This window comes from Mesorhizobium sp. B1-1-8, from assembly GCF_006442795.2.
GTDB lineage: Bacteria > Pseudomonadota > Alphaproteobacteria > Rhizobiales > Rhizobiaceae > Mesorhizobium.
Window position 1 is genome coordinate 373358 of sequence record NZ_CP083957.1, and the last position, 25278, is coordinate 398635.

At 61.2% G+C, this 25278-nt stretch carries 19 protein-coding genes; 12 read left to right on the forward strand and 7 right to left on the reverse strand.

What is annotated here, in order from left to right; genetic code table 11:
• Window positions 1-2: 2 nt before the first annotated feature.
• Window positions 3-1397: a flavin-containing monooxygenase gene (locus tag FJ974_RS29490; RefSeq protein ID WP_140537604.1), complete on the reverse strand. Its 1395-nt coding sequence runs from the start codon at window positions 1395-1397 to the stop codon at window positions 3-5.
• A gap of 260 nt (window positions 1398-1657) precedes the next feature.
• Here FJ974_RS29490 and FJ974_RS29495 point away from each other — a divergent pair, with 260 nt between their 5' ends.
• From FJ974_RS29495 to FJ974_RS29505, 3 genes are all read left to right on the forward strand, one after another.
• The gene (locus FJ974_RS29495) at window positions 1658-2431 is read left to right on the forward strand and encodes an SDR family NAD(P)-dependent oxidoreductase (RefSeq protein ID WP_140537603.1); all 774 of its coding nucleotides are present in this window, start codon (window positions 1658-1660) and stop codon (window positions 2429-2431) included.
• Between the two features lie 90 nt (window positions 2432-2521).
• The gene (locus tag FJ974_RS29500) at window positions 2522-3292 is read left to right on the forward strand and encodes an SDR family oxidoreductase (protein ID WP_181177260.1); all 771 of its coding nucleotides are present in this window, start codon (window positions 2522-2524) and stop codon (window positions 3290-3292) included.
• A gap of 88 nt (window positions 3293-3380) precedes the next feature.
• Window positions 3381-4271 (forward strand): SMP-30/gluconolactonase/LRE family protein, encoded by an 891-nt coding sequence (locus tag FJ974_RS29505; protein ID WP_181177259.1) that lies wholly within the window; start codon window positions 3381-3383, stop codon window positions 4269-4271.
• A gap of 162 nt (window positions 4272-4433) precedes the next feature.
• Here the strand turns inward: FJ974_RS29505 and FJ974_RS29510 are convergent.
• From FJ974_RS29510 to FJ974_RS29535, 6 genes are all read right to left on the reverse strand, one after another.
• Window positions 4434-5626, reverse strand: a protein-coding gene (locus tag FJ974_RS29510) for an IS3 family transposase (RefSeq protein WP_226891680.1) whose coding sequence is annotated in 2 segments (ribosomal slippage) — window positions 4434-5374 and window positions 5374-5626 — 1194 coding nt in all. Because the reading frame shifts where the segments join, the coding sequence is not laid out codon by codon here.
• Between the two features lie 87 nt (window positions 5627-5713).
• On the reverse strand, window positions 5714-6451 hold the full coding sequence (locus tag FJ974_RS29515; RefSeq protein WP_181177126.1) for a LuxR C-terminal-related transcriptional regulator: 738 nt from the start codon (window positions 6449-6451) through the stop codon (window positions 5714-5716).
• 480 nt (window positions 6452-6931) lie between these two features.
• Complete coding sequence (locus tag FJ974_RS29520; RefSeq protein ID WP_140533409.1) at window positions 6932-7159, reverse strand: hypothetical protein; 228 nt, start codon at window positions 7157-7159, stop codon at window positions 6932-6934.
• Window positions 7160-7536: 377 nt separating this feature from the next.
• Complete coding sequence (locus tag FJ974_RS29525; RefSeq protein WP_140533410.1) at window positions 7537-9111, reverse strand: family 16 glycosylhydrolase; 1575 nt, start codon at window positions 9109-9111, stop codon at window positions 7537-7539.
• 890 nt (window positions 9112-10001) lie between these two features.
• Window positions 10002-11006 carry a glycosyltransferase family 2 protein gene (locus FJ974_RS29530; RefSeq protein WP_140533411.1) on the reverse strand — a complete coding sequence of 335 codons (1005 nt, stop codon included), beginning with the start codon at window positions 11004-11006 and terminating at the stop codon, window positions 10002-10004.
• Window positions 11003-12247, reverse strand: coding sequence for a glycoside hydrolase 5 family protein (locus FJ974_RS29535; protein WP_140533412.1), 1245 nt, complete (start codon window positions 12245-12247; stop codon window positions 11003-11005). The genes FJ974_RS29530 and FJ974_RS29535 overlap by 4 nt, the downstream gene beginning before the upstream one ends.
• A 263-nt stretch (window positions 12248-12510) precedes the next feature.
• Here FJ974_RS29535 and FJ974_RS29540 point away from each other — a divergent pair, with 263 nt between their 5' ends.
• The 9 genes from FJ974_RS29540 (at window position 12511) to FJ974_RS29580 (ending at window position 24138) form a co-directional block, all read left to right on the forward strand.
• A complete protein-coding gene (locus FJ974_RS29540) occupies window positions 12511-13623 on the forward strand; it encodes a carboxylate--amine ligase (RefSeq protein WP_140533413.1) in 1113 nt (370 codons plus the stop codon).
• Between the two features lie 35 nt (window positions 13624-13658).
• A complete protein-coding gene (locus tag FJ974_RS29545; RefSeq protein WP_140533414.1) occupies window positions 13659-15212 on the forward strand; it encodes a hypothetical protein in 1554 nt (517 codons plus the stop codon).
• A gap of 354 nt (window positions 15213-15566) precedes the next feature.
• Complete coding sequence (locus FJ974_RS29550) at window positions 15567-16823, forward strand: NAD(P)-binding domain-containing protein (RefSeq protein WP_140533415.1); 1257 nt, start codon at window positions 15567-15569, stop codon at window positions 16821-16823.
• Window positions 16820-17608, forward strand: a complete 789-nt coding sequence (locus FJ974_RS29555) for a glycosyltransferase family 2 protein (protein ID WP_140533416.1) — start codon at window positions 16820-16822, stop codon at window positions 17606-17608. The genes FJ974_RS29550 and FJ974_RS29555 overlap by 4 nt, the downstream gene beginning before the upstream one ends.
• A 48-nt stretch (window positions 17609-17656) precedes the next feature.
• Complete coding sequence (locus FJ974_RS29560) at window positions 17657-18802, forward strand: glycosyltransferase family 4 protein (protein WP_140533417.1); 1146 nt, start codon at window positions 17657-17659, stop codon at window positions 18800-18802.
• Window positions 18799-20778, forward strand: coding sequence for a hypothetical protein (locus tag FJ974_RS29565; RefSeq protein WP_140533418.1), 1980 nt, complete (start codon window positions 18799-18801; stop codon window positions 20776-20778). Before FJ974_RS29560 ends, FJ974_RS29565 begins: the two co-directional genes overlap by 4 nt.
• 43 nt (window positions 20779-20821) lie before the next feature.
• Window positions 20822-21523 (forward strand): hypothetical protein, encoded by a 702-nt coding sequence (locus tag FJ974_RS29570; protein ID WP_140533419.1) that lies wholly within the window; start codon window positions 20822-20824, stop codon window positions 21521-21523.
• Window positions 21524-21535: 12 nt separating this feature from the next.
• Window positions 21536-22813 (forward strand): glycosyltransferase family 4 protein, encoded by a 1278-nt coding sequence (locus FJ974_RS29575; RefSeq protein ID WP_140533420.1) that lies wholly within the window; start codon window positions 21536-21538, stop codon window positions 22811-22813.
• Entirely contained in the window at window positions 22804-24138 is a 1335-nt protein-coding gene (locus FJ974_RS29580) for a lipopolysaccharide biosynthesis protein (RefSeq protein ID WP_140533421.1), read from the forward strand. Before FJ974_RS29575 ends, FJ974_RS29580 begins: the two co-directional genes overlap by 10 nt.
• The last annotated feature ends 1140 nt before the right edge of the window (window positions 24139-25278 follow it).

Below are 25278 nucleotides of genomic sequence, written 5' to 3' on the forward strand. Positions count from 1 at the left end.
ATTCACTCGGCAGCGGAAGAAAACTCAAGCTCGGCAAGTCTTGGTACAGGCAGCCGGGTTCGTCCGAAGCCAAGGCTGCGCGCACGCTTTCGACCGCGCCGAAGCTCCCTTTCCAGCTCAGCGAAATAGATGTCCTGGTCGAGCTGCATCGTATGGCGCGCGGAGGCGTAGTAGCGGCTCATGTGCCTTTTCTCATCGGCGACAATGGTGCGTTTCTGCTCGTCCTCGGCTGGCAGCGCGTATTCGCCCGCCAGATAGGCCGCGATCCATTTTGCCTGGCGATCAGCAAGCGCGAAGAGAGTGATGCTCGGTTGCGCCAGCGCGATGAAGAACAGGTTGGGGATACCTGGTTTAAGCACGCGCTTGAAAAGAGGCAGCCGATTGCTGGGCGCGGAAATGAAGGCCGGGTCGAAGAATGGAAAAGTGACCTTGTAACCGGTGGCCCAGACGATGATATCGACGTTCTCGCGACGGCCGTCTTCAAAAACCACGCTGTCCCCATCAAGCTTCCTGATACCTGGCCTGATTTCGATATCGCCCGAAGCGACGAGCGTTGGGAACGTGTCCGACACGGAGACGTGCGCTTCGAAAACGCGGTGGTCCGGCTTCGGCAGGCCAAAGTCTTCCATGTGACCGACGGCGAAATGGAATATCCGGCGCCCGACCCAGCGCTGTAGCGAAAGCGGCAGCCAGGGGTAGAGCTTGCCCTTGTCGGCTGGCTTGCCGAGAAGGAAGCGAGGAAAGATGTGGGCGCCACGGCGCGTGCTCACGAATAGCTTCTTGGCAACGTGCCGTGGGCAGAGCTCATTGGCGATGTCCATCGCCGAATTGCCCATCCCTACGACGAGCACGCTCTTGCCTCTGAAGTCCACCGGGATGAACGGATCGCGGTAGGAGTGCGAGTGGATCTGCAGCCCGTCGAAGTCCCCCGGATAGGCTGGCTCCGGCAAACGGCAATCCCAGTGATGCCCGTTGCAGACGAAGAGCGCATCGTACGAATGCACCTGGCCGTTCCTCAAGCGGACCTGCCATATCCCCTGCCCGTCGCGTTCGGCTTTGATGATCTCGGTGTTGAGCTTCACCTTGTCCGATAGGCCGAAATGCTTGACGTAGGACTCAAGATATTTGAGCACCTGGGTGTGGTGCAGATAGTGCGGCGTGTCCCGGGGCATAGGGAAATCCGACAGCTGCAGCTGTTCCTTGGACGTATCGATGTGCAGGGAGCGATAGGCGGCCGACTTGCCATTGGGATTTTCGAATGCCCATTGGCCGCCAATGCGGTCGCTCATTTCGAACCAGTCAAAAGGGATGCCGCGCTCGGCGAGCGCCTTCGCGGTGACAATGCCGCTGCAACCGGCTCCGATGATGCAGCACTTGGGCAGCGTGTCAGGCTTCATTGCATAGGCTCCTGGCAAAGCGATCTTCGATATGTGCCGGAACCTATTTCACGTGTTATCGCGGCAACAATGGTGCCGACGGTCACCATCAATTGTCGGCGGCAATGCAGGACTGACCTTGTCGCCGTCGACGCGGCCGTTCGCTTGAAATCCAGGAACCTCTTGATCCCGCCATCATGGTGACCGTCGGCACCATTGTTGGAATGGTTATCGGCCCCTAGGTTCCGGCATCCACGATTGTTTTTTGCCGGAGCCTTTCGATGACGCTTGATCCCTCACCTCGCATTACGCGGCCCGAATTTCAGGTGCCTCAGCTCCTGGCCGGACGGCGCGCCATCGTAACCGGCGCAGCGCGAGGTATCGGAAAGGCGATTGCCGATACGTTCGAGCGGGCCGGCGCGACCGTCGTTCGCCTCGATGTCAAGCCCTCTGATTCAGTCCAGGAGTGTGATGTCTCCGATGAGGTGTCCGTAGCAAGCGCCTTCTCCGGCGCCGCCAGCGCGGGTCCCATCGACGACGTCGTCCACGCCGCGGCAATTGCTGCTATTTCCAGCATCATCGAGATGTCGGTCAGCGATTTTCGCCGCGTAGTCGATGTCAATCTGACTGGCGCTTTCCTGATCGCACGCGAGGCGGCGCGTCACCTTGGGCGCGGCGGCAATCTCGTCCTTCTTGCGTCGCAGTACGGCCTTAAGGGGTGGCCTCTGTGGGGAGCCTATTGCGCCTCCAAGGCCGGCGTATTGAGGTTGTCTGACAGTCTCGTGGGCGAACTGGCACCACGTGGCATTCGCGTTAATACGATCTCGCCTGGCAGCGTCGACACAGAGATGGTGGCCGTCACTACAGCCGAGGTTGCTCGCCAAGAAGGTACCAGCGCCGATGAAATCAGAAGGCAATATGAAGCGGCCATCCCGATGGGCAGATTCGCGAGGCCGGAAGAGATCGCCTTTGCTGCGGTTACGATCTGCTCCGGACTATTCTCCTACGTCAATGGCTCCAACATTGTCGTCGACGGTGGCGAACTTTCTCGATGAAGACGCGCCAGGCAGTCTGACGCTCAAGCGGATAAGTCGTCGGCAGGTGGGCCCTGCGAGCGGTAGAGCGAACTAATCACTGGGAGAAGAATGGTTCAGCGCGTCATGATTACCGCCGGCGCTTCGGGCATCGGCTTGGCCATCGCGAAGGCCTTCGCGATTAGCGGCGCTAAGGTCAGCATTTGCGACGTCGACGAGCGGGCGCTTGGCGAAGTTCAGCAGTTGCATCCGCAAATTTTCGCCATGCATGCCGACGTGTCCGATGAGAAGGCAGTCGATCAGTGGTTCGATAAAACCGCAGAAAAACTGGAGGGCGTCGATACCCTGGTAAATAATGCAGGCGCCAAAGGGCCGACTGGATATGTGGAAGACATCGCGCTCGACGACTGGCGGCAGTGCATCAGCGTTTGTCTGGATTCCCATTTCCTTTGCGTCAGACGTGCGGCTCACCTGATGAAGGATCAGCGGTCAGGCAGCATCATTAACATCTCTTCGACCGCCGGCCTTCACGGCTATGGCCTGCGAACTCCCTATGCGGCCGCCAAATGGGCAGTGATTGGCCTCACCAAGTCCCTGGCAATCGAGTTGGGGCCATTTGATGTTCGCGCCAATGTCATCTGTCCGGGCTCCGTGGAAGGTCCGCGGATGCAGCGCGTCATACAAGCCGAAGCCGATGGTCGCGGTCTCCCTATTGATGTCGTTGCAAAGGAGTACACGCAGTCGCAGTCGATCAAGCGCTTCGTGAGTCCGGAAGAAATCGCCGACATGTGTCTTTTCCTGGCATCGCCTGCGGCCAAGATGGTGACAGGACAGGCGATTGCCGTCGACGGCCATACCGAGACCTTCCACGTCAGCAACTGAGACTGAGCTGGTCCACGCTGGGCAATCTCCTAGGAGCAGTGGCCTCTGCAGGGCGCCGCCATCTGAAAAGCTAACTCAAGGAATGAGAATGATGCCGACAGGCAGTTCGGATTGGCAGATCTGCGCTCAAACCCACGACAGATTGGGAGAGAGCATATTGTGGCATCCGGAAGAGAACGCCCTCTACTGGATCGACTTCTATGGTCCGACCGTCCGCCGCCAAAAATGGGGCAGTGGATTGGTGGAAAGCTGGAAGATCGAACTGGGCGAAACGATCGGCTCGCTCGTGTTTGTCGATAACGGCCATCTTCTTCTAGCGATCGATCATGGTCTTCATGTCTTTGATCCCGGCACGCGCTCGACCCGCTTCTTTGCGGACCCCAAAAACGGGGACATGAATCTAGTCTATAATGACAGCAAGGTGGATCGCTCCGGGCGCTACTGGATTGGAACTTGCGACGTTTCCGAGACGCACCCCAACGGAGTTTTTTATCGCCTCAATGGGGAAGGCCGTGCCGATATAGCCGATATCGGTTTCGTCATCTGCAACGGCCCGGCGTTCTCCCCCGATAACGGAACGCTCTACTTCAGCGACACGATAGGGCGACGTATCTTGTCGTATGAGATCGGCCTCGATGGTTCGCTCCGGAATCGGCGCATCTTCTTCACATTTTCGATCGACGACGGGATGCCGGACGGCCTTGCTGTCGACAGCGCCGGAAACGTTTGGTGCGCGCTTTACGGTGGAGGCAAAGTGGTGTGCCTTGACCAGCGAGGGACCCTTCGAAAGTCGCTATATTTACCCGCTGCCCTTGTCACTAGCGTGTGTTTCGGGGGACCGAATCTCAAAACCCTCTTTGCCACAACCGGGCGACGCACCGACTGGACAAGCGTGTTTGATCCGGACGACTGCGGGGGTGCCGTGTTCACGCGCCCAGTGGACGTGGCAGGACTATCGGAACCGCTTCTCGCCCTGTGAACTCCGCCACAGTGAAGAACCTCGTGACGAGCACTTGACCGTCATCTCCGTTCGCGCGGCGCGCAACGTGAATGTATATGAGATTTCGTCACGATGCAGCATCCCGGTGCCGTTCGCGACATAGGAGTCGTACTTTGGAGATGCTGACCTGCCACTGAATTTTCATCCAGTCGCAATTAGAGCCTCGGCGGTTGGTGATACGTCGTAGAGCGCGGCTTGAGCAACCGGCGAAGACGCGGAGCCGCCAAATAGTGCAGCGGCTTCGCCGGTTGCGGTGAGTGTCGCGGCGAAGGTCGCCGGCGTTCGATAGCCGAGCGAGGAATGTGGCCGCGTGGTGTTGTAATCTTTGACCCATTCGACGAGAGCGCTGCGGGCATGGTCGAGGCCGAAGAACAGGCTTTCGTTCAACAGCTCGTCGCGCATGCGGCCGTTGAAGCTTTCGATGTAACCGTTCTGCATGGGCTTGCCCTTCTCGATGTAATGCCAGTCGACGATGTGGTCCTGCGACCAGGCGAGGATGGCGTTCGAGGTGAACTCGGTGCCGTGGTCGGAGACGATCATGCCGGGCTTGTCGCGGCGGCCGATCAACTCGGTCAGCTCGCGCGCCACACGGCGGCCGGAGATCGAGGTGTCGGCGATCGCGGCCAGGCATTCGCGCGTCACGTCGTCGACGATGTTGAGCACGCGGAAGCGGCGGCCGCAGGCGAACTGGTCGTGCACGAAATCCAGCGACCAGCGTGCATTCGGCTTCGCCTCCACCAGGATCGGCGCCCGCGTGCCAACGGCCCGCCGCCGTGAACGTCGCTTGCGCACCGTCAGCCCTTCCTCGCGATAGAGTCGGTAGATGCGGTTGATGCTGCCCGACGGCTCGCTCTCGCGCCTCAACAGGATGAACAGCCGCCGGTAGCCGAAGCGCCGGCGTTCGTTGGCCAGCTCGCGCAGCCGGCCGCGCAGTGCCGTCTCCGGGGGACGCCGCGACCGGTAGCGGATCATCTTGCGGTCGGCACCGACGATCGAACAGGCCCGCCGCTCCGACAGGCCCATCGCGGCCTGCAGATGCGCGACTGCCTCGCGCCTGGCGGCGGGCCCTACCATTTTTTTGACAGAAGCTCGCGCAGCGCCGAAGCTTCCAGCATCTGGTCGGCAAGCAGCTTCTTCAGCCTGGCGTTCTCATCCTCGAGCGCCTTCAGCCGCTTGGCGTCGGAGACGTCCATGCCGCCGTACTTGGCCTTCCAGTTGTAAAGCGTCGCCTCCGAGATCCCGTGCTTGCGGGCAAGATCGGCCGTCTTCGCCCCCGCCTCGTGCTCGCGCAGAACCGCGATGATCTGCTCTTCCGTAAACCTGCTTCGCTTCATCAGTCCGTCCTTCAAAAGAGGGCCGGACTCTAATCTCAGCTGGAGGAAATTACCCGTGGCAGGTCAATGCCTATCAGCATGTAGATCTCATGTATCGCGAGGGTCGGCCATCATATATTGATCGCTTGCCCACGCGTGGCTGGACACGGTGGTCAGCAACCCGTTGTTCATCGCCCAAACTGCAGCTTGAGTACGGTTGCTGACTCGAATCTTTCGAAGAATCGTCTTCACGTGCACCTTCACCGTCGCGTCGGCGATATGAAACTTACGCGCGATGATTTTATTAGACTTACCTTCAGTTAAGCAAGCGAGAACACATATTTCGCGGGGCGACAGCATCGAGAGCACGCGCTCCTCGTCCTCCGGGATAACGGCATGGTTGCTTGGAGTTTGTTTATGTTCAGGTTCCAAACTTGGCTTGACAGGTGGTAAAAATGGTAACACTGCCGTGGGCAATATGGATTGCCCAAGCAATACTAATTCAAGAGATTTGATGAAAGTTTCGTAAGCAGTGAATTTTGTCAAATAGGCATTTGCACCAGCACGAAAAGCTGAGGCTACATCGTCCAACTGATAGTTATCCGCCAACACTACCACATGGCTATCAGGGCGGCTTGTCTTTAAATCTGCAATTTGTGCTAATACAGAACTGCCATTTAGGAAGTCGACGTCCATTATAAGCAAGAGCGGCCGGCTTTTCGGCAGTGGCTTGAGAAGAAGGTCGTGAATAGAATCTGCCGAGAAAGCGACGCGAAACTTTGATGTATCCAGGGTTCGAATAAGGCTCTCTCGGTGTAATCCACTCGGCCCAACAAGCGTCGTCAAAAAGGACTGTCTTACCACCGGTAGCCTCCCTTGGTACACGAATTAATAACTATGACACTTATGAGGTACTCTTGTTTGGCCTCCTTGTGGCTCCATAAATGGAATTTTTGACCGTGTCAGTTTACGCCGCGAATGCAGAATTCCAAAATACCTCATTAGGAGTAGGTGGCCGGTCCAAGGCTCTCACGGCGTCCGTCGGGATGCGCATATCACGCAATTAGAACGAGGTGTTGTTTAGTTGACGCAACAAAGGATCGCAAACCGGCGAGCTTTCAATCAAGAACCGTCCGGTAGTGCTGCTCAGGTCCGGGCGTGACCCAATTGACGGGTCCATAAATCGCGCCTCTGTGGTCAGAGCGATTTCCTGCATGAGCGCCTTTACTGAAAGTACCCAAAGCGACGGCGCTGGTGTCGCCAACCAGGCTGCGCAGGCGAAATTAAGCTCCGCTGGCTGGCGGTGCGCGAGGTGAAAATGTGCTGCTAACGCAGAATGCGTTTGGCACCAACGCTGGCGGCAAGGCGATTCGCGGCTCTCAGGTGGGCGCCGATCGGCAAGCCATCGATTTGCGGCGTCGGTGGCATGGCTGCCGGTCCGGGCACATAATCGCCGGCCAACAGATTGTCGGTCAGCTGTCCGAATGGCCCGGCGCTCGTCGATAGGCAATCGATCAGCTCGACGCCGAGCAGGTAATGATCCGGCTTGAGCATCGCCTTCCGCCTGCCTTGGCGATGTTCGGGGTCAGATCGGCGGCAAGGTGCACCGCCAAATCGGTGTCGGGGCCGTGATCTCCGAGCTCGAGGTGCCGCCGCCGTCGCCGATCGGGCATGCGATTGCGGCTGCCGGCCGAGGCCGTCTGCACGGCCTTACCCGAATGGTGATGCCGACCATCGGCTAGATGCAACCGTCAACCGCCTATAGCTATGTGGCCGGCGCGTTGGAACTCGACGACTACGCCCGCCAATGATCTCTTCAAGCCGGCGCATCCGCACTCGACGGATGAGACAGGCCTGGAAGGGCAGTTTGTTCACTCCTCGTGTTTGGCGACGATAGGCTCTCGCGGGACGTAATTATCCGCATTGCTGCTTCAGGTCACGAAGAACGAGGATGACGAAATCGAGAGACCCGCAGAAAGGGTGGCGAACTGAACCTGGGATGCGCCTCCGTGGCCATCACTGTCGTAATAGAGCGCACCGGTCGAGCTGTCGTAGATGATATGGTCGGATGTATCATGCGCGGCCGTACCAGTGGAGAAAGCCGCGGCTGGCAGTTTGCCCGTATGGAGCTCCGCAAACACGGTGTGGTCGAGTTGAATCTTGTCTTTGTAGACTGTGAAGTCAGTAATCTTGCCGACATTCCCGCTGCCAAGCGCGGTATTGAAAACGAAGGTGTCCCTACCCCCAAAACCGGTCAGCACATCACTACCGCCGCCACCGTTGATGATGTTGGCACCGGCGTTGCCTTGAATGGTCTGGGCGAACTCGTTGCCGGTCAGGTTTATTGCAGTCGTGCCGGTGGGGTTCGTGGTGGCGACAAGCTCGACTTCCGAGCCGGCTGAAAGCGCATGGCTCACCGAGGCGAGAACCTTGTCAGTACCGCCGCCCACCGCCTCGGTCACCTTGTCGCCAGCATTATCGACATAATAGGTATCGTTGCCGCCATAGCCGACCATCGTGTCGGCGCCGGCGGTTCCGTGAATCACGTCGGCGCCGCTGGTACCATAAAAAACACCATCGCTGGTGGGAGTGGTGGTGCCGGACGCGGCAGTCCCAGTACTGCTGGTGGTGGTAGTGTCGGAAGGGGCAGTCCCAGCGCTGTTGAGGACGTTCGCGCCGGTGACGGTGTCGCCGCTACCTGCCTTTTGATAGAGCTGCACCTCGTCGACCTGCATCTGCATCGACGAAGGGGTCGAACTGTCGAGAGCCGTATGCCACCCGGTCGCGTTAGAGTTCGCGACCGAATTGTTCATGATCAATTCCATCGGCTCATTCGGAATCTGGGCCTGTGCGCTGGTGACCTGCGCCATCTGTTTGCCGTCGAGGTACCAGGTGATCGATTGACCGGGCACCCAGTCGATCCCGTAGGTGTGGAAGCCGGCCGTAAGGTCGACACCGCTGTCGACGCTCGCCCCGGCCAATCCAGATGGGCCGTGAAGGTGACCACTGAAGGTATGGTCGGCCGGGCCGGAGCTTTCGGTATACCCGCCCTCCTGCATATCGATCTCGAAATTGTCGCCGCTGCTGCCGGCGCCTTTGCCCGGCATCAGCCAGAGGGCTGGCCATGCACCGTCGCCGCTCGGCGCCTTCATGCTGACCTGAAGGTAGCCCCCGTTGAATTCGAAGTTGCCGTAGCTGCTGAGGGCGCCGGACGTGATCGGGAATGTTTGTGCCACTCCACCTTGATTAATGCCGCTGATGGGCTGCTTAATCGCCGTAAGGTTCAAGGTCCCATTGCTCACGGATATCTGGCTCGGCATATCATAGTCGGCATTATATGGCCCGCCCGGCGTGCTTCCTCCCGATCCATTGCTATTCCATGGCCAGCCGTTGGCGGAATTGCTGGTGATGTAGGTATTCCAGTCGCTGTTGAGCGCCGTACCGGAGAAGCTGTCCTCGAAGACGAGGTCGCTAGAGGCAAAGCCTGCGGGTGCGGAAAGAGTCATTCGATGATCCTCTTTGACATTGAAAAAAGGGGGTTGCCCCACCCCGCATCACCAAGACGCGCGACGTCACCGCATGTTTCGTGGCTACGCACCGCGAGCAGATTTCAAACCAGCGGAGATTTGGAAGACGCACGCAAGGCGATGGACGCCGCGGCCTGATCCAATTCAGGCGCAACTCGTCCGGGCGGTGCTCCGCCAGGCCTGCCGAATAGAATTGCCATGGTAGACCCCTCAGCTATAGAATTTCTTGTTAGTTACACCGGCTTCATTAAGTTAAACACAAGCGTTTGCGCTTCCAATTTCGCTCACGTGTAGCTTTTCCATACGCAACCCCCCGATTGCAATATCATATACGCCCCTTGGCGGACCTTAATGCCTTTTGCGGCGAGAATGGGGCCGAGTTAACCATATCAACAGCTCTTCAACGGAAGCCTGCATTTAACAACTGCATCGAGCCGCCCGTCTCACACTGCTCGAAGTCCGCTCATCCAGCCGGGCAAGAATCCGCATCGTTGTTGCGAAGGTTACTCCGACGAGCGCGCGCCGGAGCTTTCGAAGCCGCGTTCGCGAATCGTACCAAACCCGGTCGGTCATTCCGCGCAGCAGATCGGGGAGACGTGTTCTGCTTGAATTTAGGCCCCGGCGCCGAGATCCCATCAGGCGCATGAGGAAGCCGCCGAGTGCGGTTCACCAGTGCCTTGGCATCGACAATAGCTGCGCCAGTTGACGCGAGCCTATGAAGGGGTGCCGCAGGAACAACTCGTCGATCTCAAGGGCGAATGGGGACCATTCTTCTACCGCCGCATCAGCGGCAGATCGTCGTCGTTTGTCGCCGCTGCCGATACACGCCTCCCTATCGGCTAACCGACTAATGCTTGCATCGGCGCCGGCTAAGCTCTCCGAAGGCGGACCCGCGATAGCAGATGCCGCGATAAAGCTTCGGCCACTCCGCTGAGGCGTGTTATGGCGTAAGCGGAAGCCGTCAGGGCGAGCCCCGCCATGATCGCCACGGCCCGCCGAGCAGCGCCGACGTTACCGCACATTGCCGCCCCTAAGGCGCTCGCCACAGCGCGCGGCAGCACCTCCCGGACGTAGCGTCCTTCCGCACCGAGGCTATCTTTTGACCCTGCGAGGTCCGTCAACACGGCCTTGGCCGTGCCCTCGACGAGGCAGCGGTGGACGAAATACTTCCACGTGGTGCGCTGGACCGGCACGCCGTGGTGCACGCGCGCCGCCGGCATATACGCCCAGTATCCTCCAGGATATAGGTGGGCGGCCCGGATGCAGAATTCCGTCTCTTCGCAGCTCTCGGCCTTGCCGCCGATTCTCGCCCGGCCGCTGACTGAGAATCCGAGCTTGCGGCGCCCCAGAGCCGACGAGAAGCCACCGGCGCGCCACAGTACGTCGGCACGCACCGACATGTTGGCACCGATCGGGTTGCGGATTCGCCCGTTCCGCACTTGCATACCCACATAGGTGCAGCCGACCACCCAGCGGAACTCGTCAGGGAACCAGGACGGCGGCGGCGCTTGCCATAGCGGCTCAACCGGGCCACCTGCCCCCATCGCGGCTGGATCGCGATAGGCCTCCAATAGCTCCTCCAGCCAGTGCTTATCGGCGACGGCATCATCATCGAGAAATGCGATCACCGTGGCCGTGACGCATTCCGCCCCTGTCATGCGCCCGCCTGACAAGCCCGGTTGGTTGGCATTGGGGACGACGGTGACGCCCGCAATCTCGAGAGCAGCGCGCTCTCGCAAGGCTTCATTGTTATCCACAACCACTACGATTTCACGCGGGGCATGCGTTTGAGTGCGGACAGACCTGACTGCACGTTTCAACTCGTCCCAGCGGTCGAGCGTGTGCGCGCAGATCACCACTGAGACCTCGCTCATCGGACTTCCCGGATGGCTTCTGAGACCCGGATGGTTTTGCGAATCTGTGTGGCCCGAGCCGCCGCGCTTTGGAGTATGTTCCAGCGCGCGCTTCCGTCATTGCGGATATCGAACTGGTCATGTTCGTCGACGGGATAACGTCCGCTGTCCTGCCGCGACACCAGTCGCCACACGATCCAGCCGGCGCAGTTGGGATCGCGGGTGAGCGTGTTGAGCCACATGGCGTAGGCCCGGGCGGAGTCTGGATTGGACTGGGCATAGCCGAATTCCTCCAGAAGGACCGGCTTCTTGGCTCGGGCCGCCAGATGGCAGAACCCGGTAATCATGTCGTTGAATTGCTGGACCGTGAGCTTGTAGTAGAGCGGGTACCCATGCCAGGTCCCGAAGTCGAGGTTCGGGATCGTCAAATCGGCTAGCTTCTCGAAAACGTTGGCGTTGCCTGAGCTGACAAGATGATTGGAATCGAGGGACTTCACGTAGCTCGACATTTCGTCAATCCAGGCCAACCGCAAAGCCTCCGGACGCGCATTACCTTCGTTCATCAGCTCCCAAGCCATGATGGTCGGGTCGTCCCGGTAGGCAAGCCCGTTGAGCAGGTTGACGCGTTGCACGACGTGGCGGACCCAGATCCTGTAGTCCCGCTTCGTGCGCGGGTCATTGAAGAAGAACGTGGACTGGTCCGCGCTCCCATACCACGCCCGCATCTGCTGCGCGCCGCCTGTGTAGGCCCAGAAATCCAGGAAAGCGATGATGAGCCTCAGGCGTCGCTTGCCGGCTTCGGCGATAAGGAAATCAACCTTCTGCATGCCATTGGCGCCGTCATTGATCGCCATCCCGTTCTCGCGTGGGTTCCAGGAGAGCAAGTATGTGCCTCTGACCGCGAGATCGTTGGCATCGCCCTCAAGCCGCCAGTTCCAGATCGTAGCAGTGCTTCCGTCGAGCGAACCGATCACGGGCGAGAGGAAGACGCGAACAACATTGGCGCCCATGGCTACCGCGTCATCGAGAACGCGAGTGACCTCGTCCTGCGACCCGAAGGTCAAATAGTGGTTGTTCACGCCGGTCACGAAGAACGGCCTGCCGTCGACCGTAAACTGCGTGCCGCAAGTCTTGATGAAGGATGTTGCCGACAGTTTATCCGCTCCGCTCACGGCTGCCGGAGCGGAAAGCAACGCCAACGCCAGAACACGCAGACAGGCGTTGCGCAGCGTGAGTTTCGCCCGTTGCCAGTCGATAATCATCCCAACATGTGACCCTCGCCCGACAGCGAGTGCAATCTCCCCCTAAGGATTACCCCCTCTGGCCTCGCACAGCCCAGCTTCGATCGGGCATAGTGGTGTTTGGCCAATACCGGTCGCCAGAGTATGGAACCGTGCTGTCACACATCACTCCCAGCCAAGTATCCCGCTCCTCGGATTGGCGAGTCCCAGCATTAGTAATAGGTGGGGAACTGAACGGGCTCGGGGTGTGCCGCAGCCTCGCCAAGGGCGGAATGCCCGTTTGGGTGGTCGACAGCAAGCGCTCGAACCCGGCGCTTTGGTCGCGCTACGCTCACCCGGTCCTCGCTGACGCCCTGCATGGTCCGAGCTTCGTGGGCTTCCTGCGCGATCTCCAGAGCCGGATCGGCAAGCAGCCTTTCCTGGTCATCACGGATGAGCTGGCACTTCTTTCGATCTCGGAGCACCGCAAAGAACTAGCTGGGCTTTACCACTTCCGGCTCCCGGCTCACGATACTGTTCTGATGCTGCACGACAAAGCCAAGTTCCACGAGAGCGCCTGGGAGCACGGCTGGCCGGTGCCGAACGGAGTGGTCGTGCGGAGCCTTGCGGATATTCGCAAGATCACCTCGCTCAGGCTGCCAATGATTCTGAAACCCGCCGACAAGCGCCACTTCCACGAGGGGCATGCTCCACGCCTAATCTCAGCGCAGACCTACCCTGACGCCCTCTCGGCCGCAGGGAAACTGTTGGCTCAGGCCGGCGAGGTCCTGGTGCAGGAGACCATCGAGGGACCGGACAACAGTATCTATTTTTGCCTGTTCTACCGGGGACGCAACGGCGAGACCCTCGGCGCGTTCACCGGGCAAAAGCTCGCAAGCACGCCGCCAGGAACCGGGAGCACGGCGTTCTGCACGGCCGCAGTAAACGAGGAGTTGGAGCGCACCACGAAAGGCTTCCTTGATGAGGTGAACTACTTCGGATTCGGCGGCGTCGAGTACAAGTGGGAGCCTAGGAGTGGTCGCTTTCTGATCATCGAGCCGACGGTCGGGCGTACCGACTGGCAGGAGGAGGCGGCGACGCTCGCCGGCGTCAATATCCCGCTGACAGCCTATCGGCACGAACTCGACCTGCAGCCGTTGCCGGCGGGCCCGGTTGACTCTCGTGTGGTCTGGCAGGGTTCATGGATCGAGCGGATCCGCTTTGGCGCGAAGCCGATCCCACCTCTGTCGGTCGTAGTGGACGGCTACTGGCGCCGAGACGATCCGCTGCCGGCCCTGGTGCATTATCCCCACAATGTGGCGCAAGCTGTTGCTGCTTATCTGCCGCCCTGGCTCGCGGGCCTGCCCCGGAGACTTGAAAAAGCGGATTACCCGAGGTGGTCGTCATCAAAGCCGTGAACCGACCTCCTTTGAAATCCGCTATGAGAACACCAATGCGCATTTGCTTGTGTCTCGATTCGTCGCGGCTTCTGCGCTGGCATCTGTGGTTGGCGGAAGCGCTCGCTGAAGTGCCCGGCGACCAGGTCTTCTGCGCTTTCGCGGCGGGTTGCCGTCCGCTGCCGTTGATCTGCCGTCTGGTGCTCGACCTGGAACGCCTAGTCTATGGCTTTCGCGGGAATGGCGCCACCGACCCCGTTGAGGCGGAGCTGCGATCCCTTCCGCCGTGCCCGGCCGACCAAGTGGACGTGATGATCGATTTGAGCGGACAGGACCCGCTCGCGGCGGGACCGCGCGTGCTGACGCCGCTCTTCAACGGCGTACCCAGCGAGATCGGCGTCATGGCGGCCTTGGCGAATGATCAAGACCTTCAGGTCAACCTGCACGATACGGCGCGCCCGTCGCAGCCGTGGATGGCGCGTCCGGCCAGTACAGACCGTGAAGTGTTCACGGTGAGTCTCAACAGCGCGCTATCCTGCGCTGTGACGGTCATTCTCAAAGCTTTGCGCGAACACGCTGGCGCTGCGTCCAGTGTGCACGGTCGACAGACCACCGTGCCTTCGCTTGGCGCGCTGCCGGCCCTTGCATGGGCGACCGGCGCCGTGGCATCGAAGGCAGTCAGGTTCTTGGATAACCTGGCAAGAGGCGGCAGGGCATGGGGTATTGGCTGGCGCTTCGATGAAACGTCGAGCCTGATCGAGAAGGGCGAAGCAGTCTTTCGGGTGCTCACCGGAAGTACCGACGGCTATCTTGCCGACCCGTTCCCGTTCCGGCACCAAGGACGGGATTTCATCTTTGTCGAAAAGTACCTTTACTCGAAGAACCGAGGGTGCATTGCGGTCGTGCCAGTGGGCCGGCACGCGACCGCTGGGGCGCCGCAGATCGTCCTGGAAGAGCCGCATCATCTCTCCTACCCGTTCGTGTTCGAGCAGGATGGCCAGATCTGGATGATACCCGAATCGGGCGCGGCCAGGAATGTCAGCCTCTATAGGGCCGTGGAATTCCCGTACCGGTGGACGCGGGAGGCCTGTCTCATCGACGGCATCGAGGCCTACGACACGACGCCGCTTCGCCACGAAGGCGGCTTCTGGTTTTTCGTCAGCCCCAGGCTGTGGCGGTCTACGTCATGGGATGTCCTCAGCCTCTACCGCGCCGAGAGCCTGGTCGGACCCTGGAAGCCTCACGCCGCAAACCCGGTCCTGATCGATGCCACGCTTAGCCGACCCGCAGGTGACTTCATCCGACGCGGCGGGCGCACGCTACGCCCGGTCCAGGACTGTGCACGCGGCTATGGCAACGCGGTGACGTTCTGCCGGATCGATGCGCTCGGTTTGTCGGAATTTGCCCAGACCCCGGTCGGTCGCATTCGGTCCGGAACGTTCGGATGCCATACCTACAACCGCCGATCCGGCCTGGAGGTGATCGACCTCTTCGGTCATGTCAGGGGTTTGCGCGAGGTCGCGACCTCGTATGGGCTGCTTGCACCCGACGCACCCACATCCGAGGCGCGTGGGCAGCCTCCGTTTTGGCGGATGCCAGGTCCAGGCTAATTGTCCATCTGGCACATTGGTCAGCCCGCGGCACTCGGCCTGCGAACGGCCGGGCAGAGCGCGATGAATGTCCTCGATGGCGTTTTTGCGATGTCGGAGGTTTGAATGTAGCGGCCGGCAGAGCTGTTACATTGCTGTCGAAGGTGATGGGTTCTGCTGCCATACCTTCTGCGCCGGTGGTGCGGCCGGGCAACCTGAGGGGGTAACCACAAAGAGCTAGCCATCTGTCGCGCCTCCTAACCATCTATAGTGATATCCCTGCAGCGTAACGTCAGTAATACTTGAGAATTCAGGTGAGCGGGAATAATCTTTCTCTCTCTCCAATATTGTTTCAATGCGCGGGGAGTCTGCACAATGGTCAAATCAACCCCCTCCGTGGACGTCGCGGTCATCGGAGCTGGCCCCTACGGCTTGTCGTTGGCCGCGCATTTGCGTGCGCGTGGTGTGGAGCACCGGATTTTCGGGGAGCTCATGGGGTCATGGAAGCACAACATGCCCCCCGGTATGCTGCTCAAATCCTATCCTTGGGCGTCGAATCTGTCCGATCCCGGATCTGAATTCGCACTGAAGACCTTCTGCACCGAACGCGCCCTTCCCTATTTTGACCAGTTGATGCCGCTTCCGCTCAGCCGGTTTATCGAGTACGGCGAAGCCTTTCAGAAGCGTTACGTGCCCGCAGTGGAGCGCAAGACCCTGATGGCGCTGGAGCCCAGCGCTGGCTGCTTTCGGGCCACATTCGATGACGGCGAGATAGTCCATGCGCGCCGCGTGGTAATGGCAGTCGGCCTGCATTCCTTCAAGCGACTGCCGCACCAGGCCGCGCATCTGCCCACCGATCTCTTCTCGCATAGTGGTGACTTCGGCTCGCTGGAGCCGCTGGACGGCAAGGAAATCATAGTGGTCGGATCCGGATCATCAGCGTCTGATCTGGCAGCGCTGCTCTACGAACGCGGGGTCTCGGTTTCGCTAGTTGTTCGCCGATCGCAGCTGGAATTCGCCGGCCAGCCTCGCCCCCGCACCTTGTTCGAGCGCACCACCGCCCCGATGAGCGGCATCGGCAATGGCTGGACCTTGGCGGCTTGCGCCAAGTATCCGCAACTGATCAGGCTTCTATCGAAGGATCTGCGAGTCCGGCTCGCCAACATTAAGGCATTGGGCCCCCTTGGCGGCGCTTTCATGAAGGACCGGGTTATCGGGAGAGTGCCTGTGTGGCTCGGTCGTGCCCTTCAGAGCACCGAGGCCTGCGACGGCAAGGTCCTACTCGATTTGATCGACGCAAGTGGTGCGCGGCATTCGATGCGGGCCGATCACGTCATCTTCGCGACCGGCTACAAGGTCGATGTTGCCCGGCTAGGTTTCCTGAACCCGACGCTATTGCGCCAGATCCGCTTGGTCGAGGGCGCGCCGCAGCTGTCGGCCCACTATGAAACCTCGGTGCCGGGCCTGCATTTTATCGGTCCCGCCTCCGCGAACAGCTTCGGCCCCGTGTGTCGGTTCGTGTACGGGACCTATCACCCGGCCCGGCATCTCGCTGGGCACCTGGCCGCAGTCCTGGCGCGCTTCCAACCCGCGCCCCGGGTCCGCCCGCTCGACCGCACGGTGATGCCATGAATGCCCTTGTCAGTATTGCGGTCCACAGCGGTGCCGTATCGGCCCCCGACCCAATCGGCATTGCGCTGCGGCCGTCGCTCGCTCTGCCCCGAGTCACCTTTGTCGTCCCGACGCTCAACGAAGCCAAGAACCTCCCTTGGCTTCTGCCCCGCATTCCCAACTGGGCGCATGAGGTCATCATCGTGGACGGTCGTTCGACGGACGATACGGTCGCAGTTGCGCGCCGTATGCGCGAGGACGTGAAGATTGTCATGGAGCCCAGGCGAGGTAAGGGCGCCGCATTGCAAGCAGGGTTTCGGGCCGCCACAGGGGACATCATCGTCATGCTGGACGCCGACGGCTCCATGGTTCCGGAGGAGGCGATCGTCTTTGTCAGTGCGCTTATGGCGGGCGCGGATCTCGTCAAGGGTTCACGTTTCCTCCAGGGCGCCGGCACCGACGACATGTCGCTGTTCCGGATGCTCGGCAACCAGGGTCTGACGGGGATCGTGCGGCTGCTCTACGGCGGCTCGTTCTCCGACCTCTGCTACGGATACATCGCCTTCTGGACCAAGCATGTCGCCACGCTGCATTGCGATTGCGATGGCTTCGAGATCGAGACCCTCATCAACGTGCGGGCCTTGAAGAACCACCTGAATATCGTCGAGGTGGCGAGTTTCGAAGCACCGCGCATCAGCGGCGCGAGCAATCTGCGCCCCATCCCGGATGGCTGGCGAGTCCTGAAGACCATCCTGCGCGAGAAGGTGTTCTCGCCGGTCTCGCTGGTTGCCTATGGCTACCCATGAACATCAGCGGCCAAACGCGAAAGCGCACAGTGAATACGGACGAGGCCGATGCGAATCCTGATGGTTGCCGCTCGCTGCCATCCCTTCATGGGGGGCACCGAAACCCACATCCATGAGGTCGGCCCGCGCCTGGTGGCGCGTGGCCACGCGGTCGACGTGCTCACCACCGACCCCTCAGGCGAGTTGCCGGTCAAGGAGGAAGTCCGTGGCATGCGCGTGCTGCGGGTGCCGGCCTGGCCGAGGGAGTTGGATTTCTATGTAGCGCCCGGCATCTTTACCGCGATTCGTCGAGGCGTCTGGGATCTGATCCACTTCCAAGGTTATAATACCTTCGTGGTGCCCATCGGGCTGCTGGCTGCCGTCCGTGGAGACCTGCCATTCGTCCTCACGTTCCACAGCGGCGGGCACTCTTCTCGATTGCGCAATGCCCTGCGTAGCACCCAGCACGCGCTGCTACGACCCCTGGTGACGCGCGCCGCGAGACTGATTGGAGTGTCCGAATTCGAGGCCGACTTCTTCAGCGCAAGAATGGGCGTGCCTCGCGAGCGGTTTGTCGTCATCCCGAACGGCGCCGCAATGCCGGCCGCGAGCCCCGGCGTCAAGGTCGACCCGCACCTGATCGTCTCGGGCGGCAGGCTGGAGCGCTACAAGGGCCATCACCGGGCGATTGCGGCCTTGCCCGAACTGATCCGCCGGATGCCCGACGCTCGGTTGCACGTCGTCGGAATGGGCTCGTATGAGGGAGAATTGCGGCGCCTCGTCGACATGCTCGCCCTCGAGAAGCGCGTCACTATCGCGGGCATCCCCGGATCCGAGCGGCAGAAAATGGCAGACCTTCTGGCGAGCGCCGCGCTCTTCGTGCTGTTCAGTGAGTACGAAGCCCATCCTGTCGCCGTCATGGAGGCCCTGTCGCTGCGTCGTCCGGTCCTTGTCAGCGACACCTCCGGTCTGCGAGAGCTGGCCGCCAATGGCCTATGCCGGGCGATTGCGCGCAATGCCGGGCCGGAAGAGCTGGCCGCCGCCATGGCCGAGGAACTGGAGGCCCGCCGCGAGATCCCGGATTTAGCGTTACCGGATTGGGATGCCTGCGCGCAAGCGCTGAGCGACGTTTACGACGATGTCCTGGGCAGCCGATCCACGGTCCATTTGCCGCCCGGCGCCATGATGTCGTGGCCTCCTGCCACGGAGGCATGAGGCTGATGATACCGGCTCTTTTCATCGCGCGAACCATGGTCGACCCACTCCAGACCGGAATACGATTCGTCGCGGCCGTTATCGGTCCAGACCTGAGCGGCGGCAGCGCCGATGCTCCTTCGCAACAGGCGAATAACGGATGGATTGCGGTTCTGTGTCTGACAGTCGCCACGGCCCTGCTCCTGGTCGTGGTCGGGCACGCGGCCGGGCGCCGGGACTACGAGGTGGCGCCGCTGTTCTTCTGGTCCGGTGTAGTCCTTCTGGTCGTCCCAATCACGCTTCGCATCGCTTGCCCGATGCTAGCTCGGGGCGAGCGCCTCTTCCTCCTGTTCCTGCTTGCCGAAGCCCTGTTCTGCTGCAAGGTGGCCTATTCCCCGACGGGCTTCATTGCTTACGACGAGTTCTTGCACGGAATCGCAGCCGATGATCTGATCACGGCCCGCCGGCTATTCCTTTCCAACCCCCTTCTCCCGATCGGGCCAACCTATCCCGCCCTGGAAATCCTGGCGATGGCGATCGTCAATCTGACGGGATTGCCATTGTTTGTGGCGGGAACGCTTTTGATAGCCATCCTCAAGGGCACATTCATCGGCGCACTGTTTCTGTTCTTCGAAAGTATCACCGGGTCGCAGCGCATCTCGGCCATCGCTTGCCTGACCTATATGGGCTGCTCAACCTTCGCCCAATTCGAATCGATGTTCTCCTATGAGAGCCTCGGCATCGTGCTGTGCATGCTGGCTTTCGCGGTTGAAGCAGCATCCAAAGATCTCATCCGGCGACCGAGGCTGAAGGCGCTCGGGCTGATTACCTTGCTGTTGGCGAGCCTCGCGGTCACGCATCATCTCTCAGCCGCCTTCGCCGCCATCTATTTCGGAGCGCTGGCGGCACTAGAGGTTCTGCGCCGGCATGGTCCCCTGAGGACTCATGCCAGGACCGTCGTGGGCCTTACGGCGCTCCTGGCCATAGCCCTGCCACTGCTATGGGTACGGGCTCATGGAGACGCTCTCACAGGCTATCTCGGCCCGGTGGCCGAAACCGGCTTCAAGACATTGCTGGGAAAGATCCTGGGCGCGCCCACCCCACGGTCGGAGCACCTTGGAGCGCCGACCCAGCCCCTCGGCATGCGGCTGACCACCTTGTTCGCGATCCTGCTGTTGTCACTCGGACTGGCGACGGGATTCTTTCGGTCGCTGGCCTTGGCAGCGCCGAGTGGCGCGCGGGCAGCTTGGCGTCCGATCCAAGACATTCTCAAACGGAACTGGCGCGACAGCCGCATCGTGCTCCTCACCTTGCTGGCCTTGGGATTCCCGGTCTCGGTGGCCTTCCGACTGACCAACGCCGGATGGGAAATCGGCAACCGCATGGGAACATTCGTGTTCATAGCCGTCGGGCTAGTCGTCGCGGTAGGCATCGTCTACTTCTGGCAGGGCCGCACATCGCGCGGGTGGCGCCGCAGCGCACCGGCCGTTGCTCTGACGGTCATCGTCCTGGCCGGCGTCACAAGCTCTTCGCTTAATCCAATCCATGGGCGCTACAGGGTGGCGGCAGATCAGGAATCAATCGAGCCCATGGGGATCCAAACCGCACGCTGGACCAAGGAATGGCTCGGTGCCGGTAACCGCTTTACCGCCGACCGTATCAATCGGCTGCTGCTCGCCACCTACGGCCGGCAGGACGCCAGGATCAAGATCGCCGAAGGCATCTATAGCGCGCGCATATTCGAGGGCGAGGAACTCGGGGCCGACGAGCTTTACGCCCTGGCGAGGAGTGACATCGATTTCCTATTGGTGGATCTGCGCCTGTCCACAGCCCCCCCGGTGCTCGGCTTCTACTTTGAACCGTGGGAAGTGCAGGAGGGAACGCCGCTCACGGGCGCAGAGCTGCTCAAGTTCAATGACATCCAGGGTGTCGCCCGCATTTACGACAACGGCTGGATCGTCATCTACGACGTGAGGGGGTTGCATGGGAATTCCTAGCAACAGGGACCTTGCCGTCGCGTGTCTGTGGGCGGGGGCCACGGTGGCGGCCGTTGCGGTCAGCGACAGCTTGATCCTCCGCACCGTCCTGGGCGCGCCCATGGTGTTCCTCGTCTCGGGCCACGCAGTGCTACGGGCCCTTGGCCTAAGGACCACCTCCGTTTCGCAACACCTCGCTTACGCGGTCGGAGCAAGCCTCGCTGCCGGCATTGGCGGGGGCTTCGCCCTGAACGCTGCAGGCTTCCTCACCCCGCTCGGCTGGGCGGTGTGGTTATGTGCCGTGACGACCGCCGGGGCGCTGGTGGCCGCCGGCCGCCGCGACACTCCCGGTTTGCCAACCTGGCCGGCTCCGGCGAAGGTCCGGCTCTGGCAGGGAGCTATGATGGCGTTAGCGGTCCTTGTGGCGACCGGAGCCTATGCGCTGGCCGTCCGGGATGAAGCGGCGTACCGCGAATTCAAATACACCGAGTTCTGGATGTTGCCATCGCCCGATGGGGAGCCCGGCCGCCTCACCGTTGCCGTGCGGAGCGCCGAAACGCAAGCTCAACGGTTCGACCTTGAAATCATTATCGAGGGACAAGCCTTCGCCACGTTCCGATCGATCGGCATCGCGCCGGGCGAGACCTGGGCACGGGACATCCAGGGGCCCGTCTCGGCAACTCGCCAGAGGGCCGAGGCCCGGCTCTATCGGCTGGAAGACAACCGGCTTTACCGCAGCGTTTCGACGGTGGTGCCGCCCATTTGAAAAGGCTCGAGCATGCGCGTTCTGCTGCTGTCGCAGTTCTATCCTCCGGTGATAGGAGGAGAGGAGCGGCATGTCCGCAACCTTGGCGCGGCGTTGGCGCAGCGGGGTCATGACGTGAGCGTCGGGACCTTGATGCATCCCGGATCGCCCCAAACCGAGCTGGACGGAGCGGTCCGCGTGTATCGCCTGCGCGGCACGCTCCAGCGTCTGTCAGGCCTGCACACCGACACCGAGCGCCGCCATGCACCGCCCTTCCCGGATCCTGAACTGGTGCTGGCCCTGAGGCGGCTGGTCGCACGGGAGAGGCCGGACATCGTTCATGCCCATAACTGGATCTACGCGTCCTTCCTGCCGCTCAAGGTTCTGAGTGGAGCACGCCTCGTGGTAACGCTCCACGACTACGGCCTTGTCTGCGCCAAGAAAAATTTCATGCACTTAGGCGCCAATCTCTGCAGTGGCCCGGGGCCAGCGAAGTGTGTGCACTGCGCCACAAGCCATTACGGAGCCGCGAAAGCGAGCGTGACCACGTTGGGCAACTGGGCGTCGAGCTTCGCCGCTCGGCGCGTGGTGGACCGCTTCATCGCGGTGAGCCACGCGGTGGCGCGTAACACCGGACTCACCCAGGGCCGCGCTCTCTACGAGGTCATCCCCAACTTCGTGCCCGACGACGTCGGGGTGCTTGGCCCGGAGGACCCCTGCCTGCGAGAGCTGCCCGCAGATGGCTTCATCCTGTTCGTCGGCGACATAATGCGACTCAAGGGTATCGACGTTCTCCTGCAAGCCTATGCCGCCCTGGAGCGGGCGCCGCAGCTAATCCTGATTGGCCGCCGGGTCGCCGATACGCCAACCGAGTTTCCGCCGAACGTCCGCGTCTTCAACACGTGGCCGCATTCCGCCGTCATGCATGCATGGCGGCGCTCACTGTTCGGCGTGCTGCCATCGGCGGGGCCCGAAGCCTGCGCGACGGTCATCATGGAAGCGATGGCGTCCGGCAAGGCAGTCGTCGCAACCGACGTCGGAGGGATGCCGGATCTCGTCGATCATGGCGAAACAGGGCTTCTGGTGCCGCCCGGTGATGCGCACGCCCTCGCCCGCGCGATGCAGACACTTCTGGCGAACCGCGTCTTGCTGGCCCGACTCGAGGCGACAAGCCTCGCCAGGGTCGGGCGCGTCAAGGCCGGAGCGGTCGTTACCCGGATCGAGGAGATTTACCGGGACGTCCTGCGCTCCTCCGCCAACAGATCCGAGCTGCCAGCGCAGCAAGGTTCAGGAGAGCCGTCATGTCCGTAGATCTCGCCTTGACGGCGATTGTTTACGTGCGGCGGGCACTTGACAATAGCGCCACGCTGTTCGCGAATTCCGGCGCTCTGGCGATCGGAACGATGGCAACGGCCGGTCTTGGGTTTATCTATTGGTGGATCGCCGCCCGGCTGTTTTCGCCGGAGGTGATAGGCAACGCCGCCGCGCTCCTATCCGTGATGGGGCTCGTCGGTCTGCTGGGGGAGGCCGGGCTCGGGACGTTGCTGATAGGCGAAATCGTCCGGCATCCGGGCAGAGAGCGCGGCCTCGTGGCCGCAGCAGCGTCCGTCGGGGTGGCGCTGGCGGTCGGCTTGGCTTTGCTGTTTGTCTTCGGGGAGGCATCCCGCAACAGCCTGACTAGGCCGATCAACGGATGGTTCGAGGGCGCTGCATTCGTCCTCGGCTGCGCTCTGACCGTACTTAGCTTCGTGGGCGATCAGGCGTTCCTGGGCAACCTGCACAGCACCGGCAGGATGATCCGGCAGGTGCTGTTCTCAACGTTCAAGCTGATGCTGATCGCCGCCGCGGCCGCCGCCGGCTACGCCTCCAATGCCGGGATTCTTCTGACCTGGGTTGCCGGCCTGCTGGCGTCCTGGATCGGCGTCGATCTCTTGACCCGTGGCGGTGCGCGTCACCTCGTTGGGCCCCCCGATTTCCAGCTGCTCCATGCGCTGCGACGCAAGGTCTTCGACCACTACGCGCTCGATGTGACCGTGCAGGCCCCGAGCGTCATCATGCCCTACCTTGTGCTGGTTCTGCTGTCGCCGTCCATCAATGCCGCCTTCGTTTCGTTGTGGATGCTGGTCTCCATGGCCTCGTTGATGCCCGCAGCCATGACCACGGTCCTATTCCCAGTGATCAGAGCAAGCCCGAAACAATTTAGGCACAACATCATTGTCTCGCTTACGACGTCGTTGCTCTTTTCGCTGGTCTGCGCCAGCTTGGTTTTGGCCTTTTCGCAAGAAATTCTTGCGGTTTTCAATCGAGCCTACATCGATATCGCCGGTTCGAGCCTGCGCTTCCTGGGCTTTAGCTTGCTGGGATCAACGCTCAAATTTCATGCCTGCACCTTGGCGCGGCTAGGTGACAGGATGCGCAAGGCATCTCCCTGGTTCGCACTTGGCGGGCTGCTGGAGCTGTGCTTCGTAGTCATGGGCGCGAGGCTTGATGGACTTCAAGGTGTGGTCCTTGGCTGGACGCTCGCCGTCAGCATCGAGGGTGTGTGTGCGGCCCTGACTTTGGCCTTGGCGATGAAACCGGATTCTGCCGCCGGCCCTGTGCACGAAGAGCCCACCGCCTCGTCGCTCCAGACTTGAGGCGATACTGGTCATGGCCCAAGGTTATCGACCGCAACTGGATGGCCTGCGGCCATCGCGATCGTCCTTGTTGGCGTCGAGCACTTCGGCGGGCCGTGGGTCAGAACACGCTTCCCCTCGAAGCGGGAGCGCTGGGGGTCCAACTGTTCTTCGCCCTTAGTGGCTTCCATCACGCGGAACTTGCTGTTCAGATTGGAGCACGGCCTGCGGGCGAAGTGCTCCGCCGATTCTATATCGGCCGGGCAGTTCGGTTGATGCCGGCCTACTACCTCACCCTGCTGGTACCGTTCATGCTGGGCGTGCCCGACGTTCACGACTTCATCCTGTGGCCATCCCAGATATCGTTCAACTTTTCGGACTGCTGACCATCCTCTCGACGATGCAATCGTCGATCTGGATTACGGCACCGCCGACTCGCCAGCGACCCGGCCTCTGACGCGCGCCCTCAGACGTTGCCGCAGTTTCGGCACCAGCGTCGTCAAGCGGTCACTCGCCCCCGCCCGCTACCTCGCCGGCGGGGTGAGCCGTCGTTTATTGCTGCACCCTAACGTTAATAGGCTCATGGAACGCAGTTGGGTCTACCCAATCGACTGCGATATGAACTTGGCCGCTCGAGGCGACTTCACGAAAAGCAATTACGGCCAAACACACGGCGATTACGGTAAGGACAGACTTCGTATAACGATCCGTCATGGCTGAGTCCCTTGCCTGTCGAGTGCGCGCCATCGCATATCGCGCGCGGAAACACCTACCTTAGGTCGGCCGGCGGAATGATTGCTACGAGCGTCGAGATGGTCGACCTCGACATCCTCGGCGACCCGTTCCATCCTGAATGGAACTACACAATCAAGCTCCGTCGCCCATTCGAGCGAAAAAGCGCCTTCAAGGCATCGTCTCGAACCGCGACGGCTCGCGCTCTCATTTGTAGCCGAGCTGGCGCCTTGATCTGCGTTCATCAACTGAGCAGCCAGAGCTTTCTCGATTTGATAGTGCGCAAATATCCTCTCAGGGATTCGCGAGTCGTGACGAAATCTCGAAATCTTTGGCCAATCCCGCTTGATAGGCAGCTGTGTCCCGTTCGATTCCATCTGACTGCACTTGTGCCAATATCTCTGAACGGCTCAACACCGAAATTTTCAC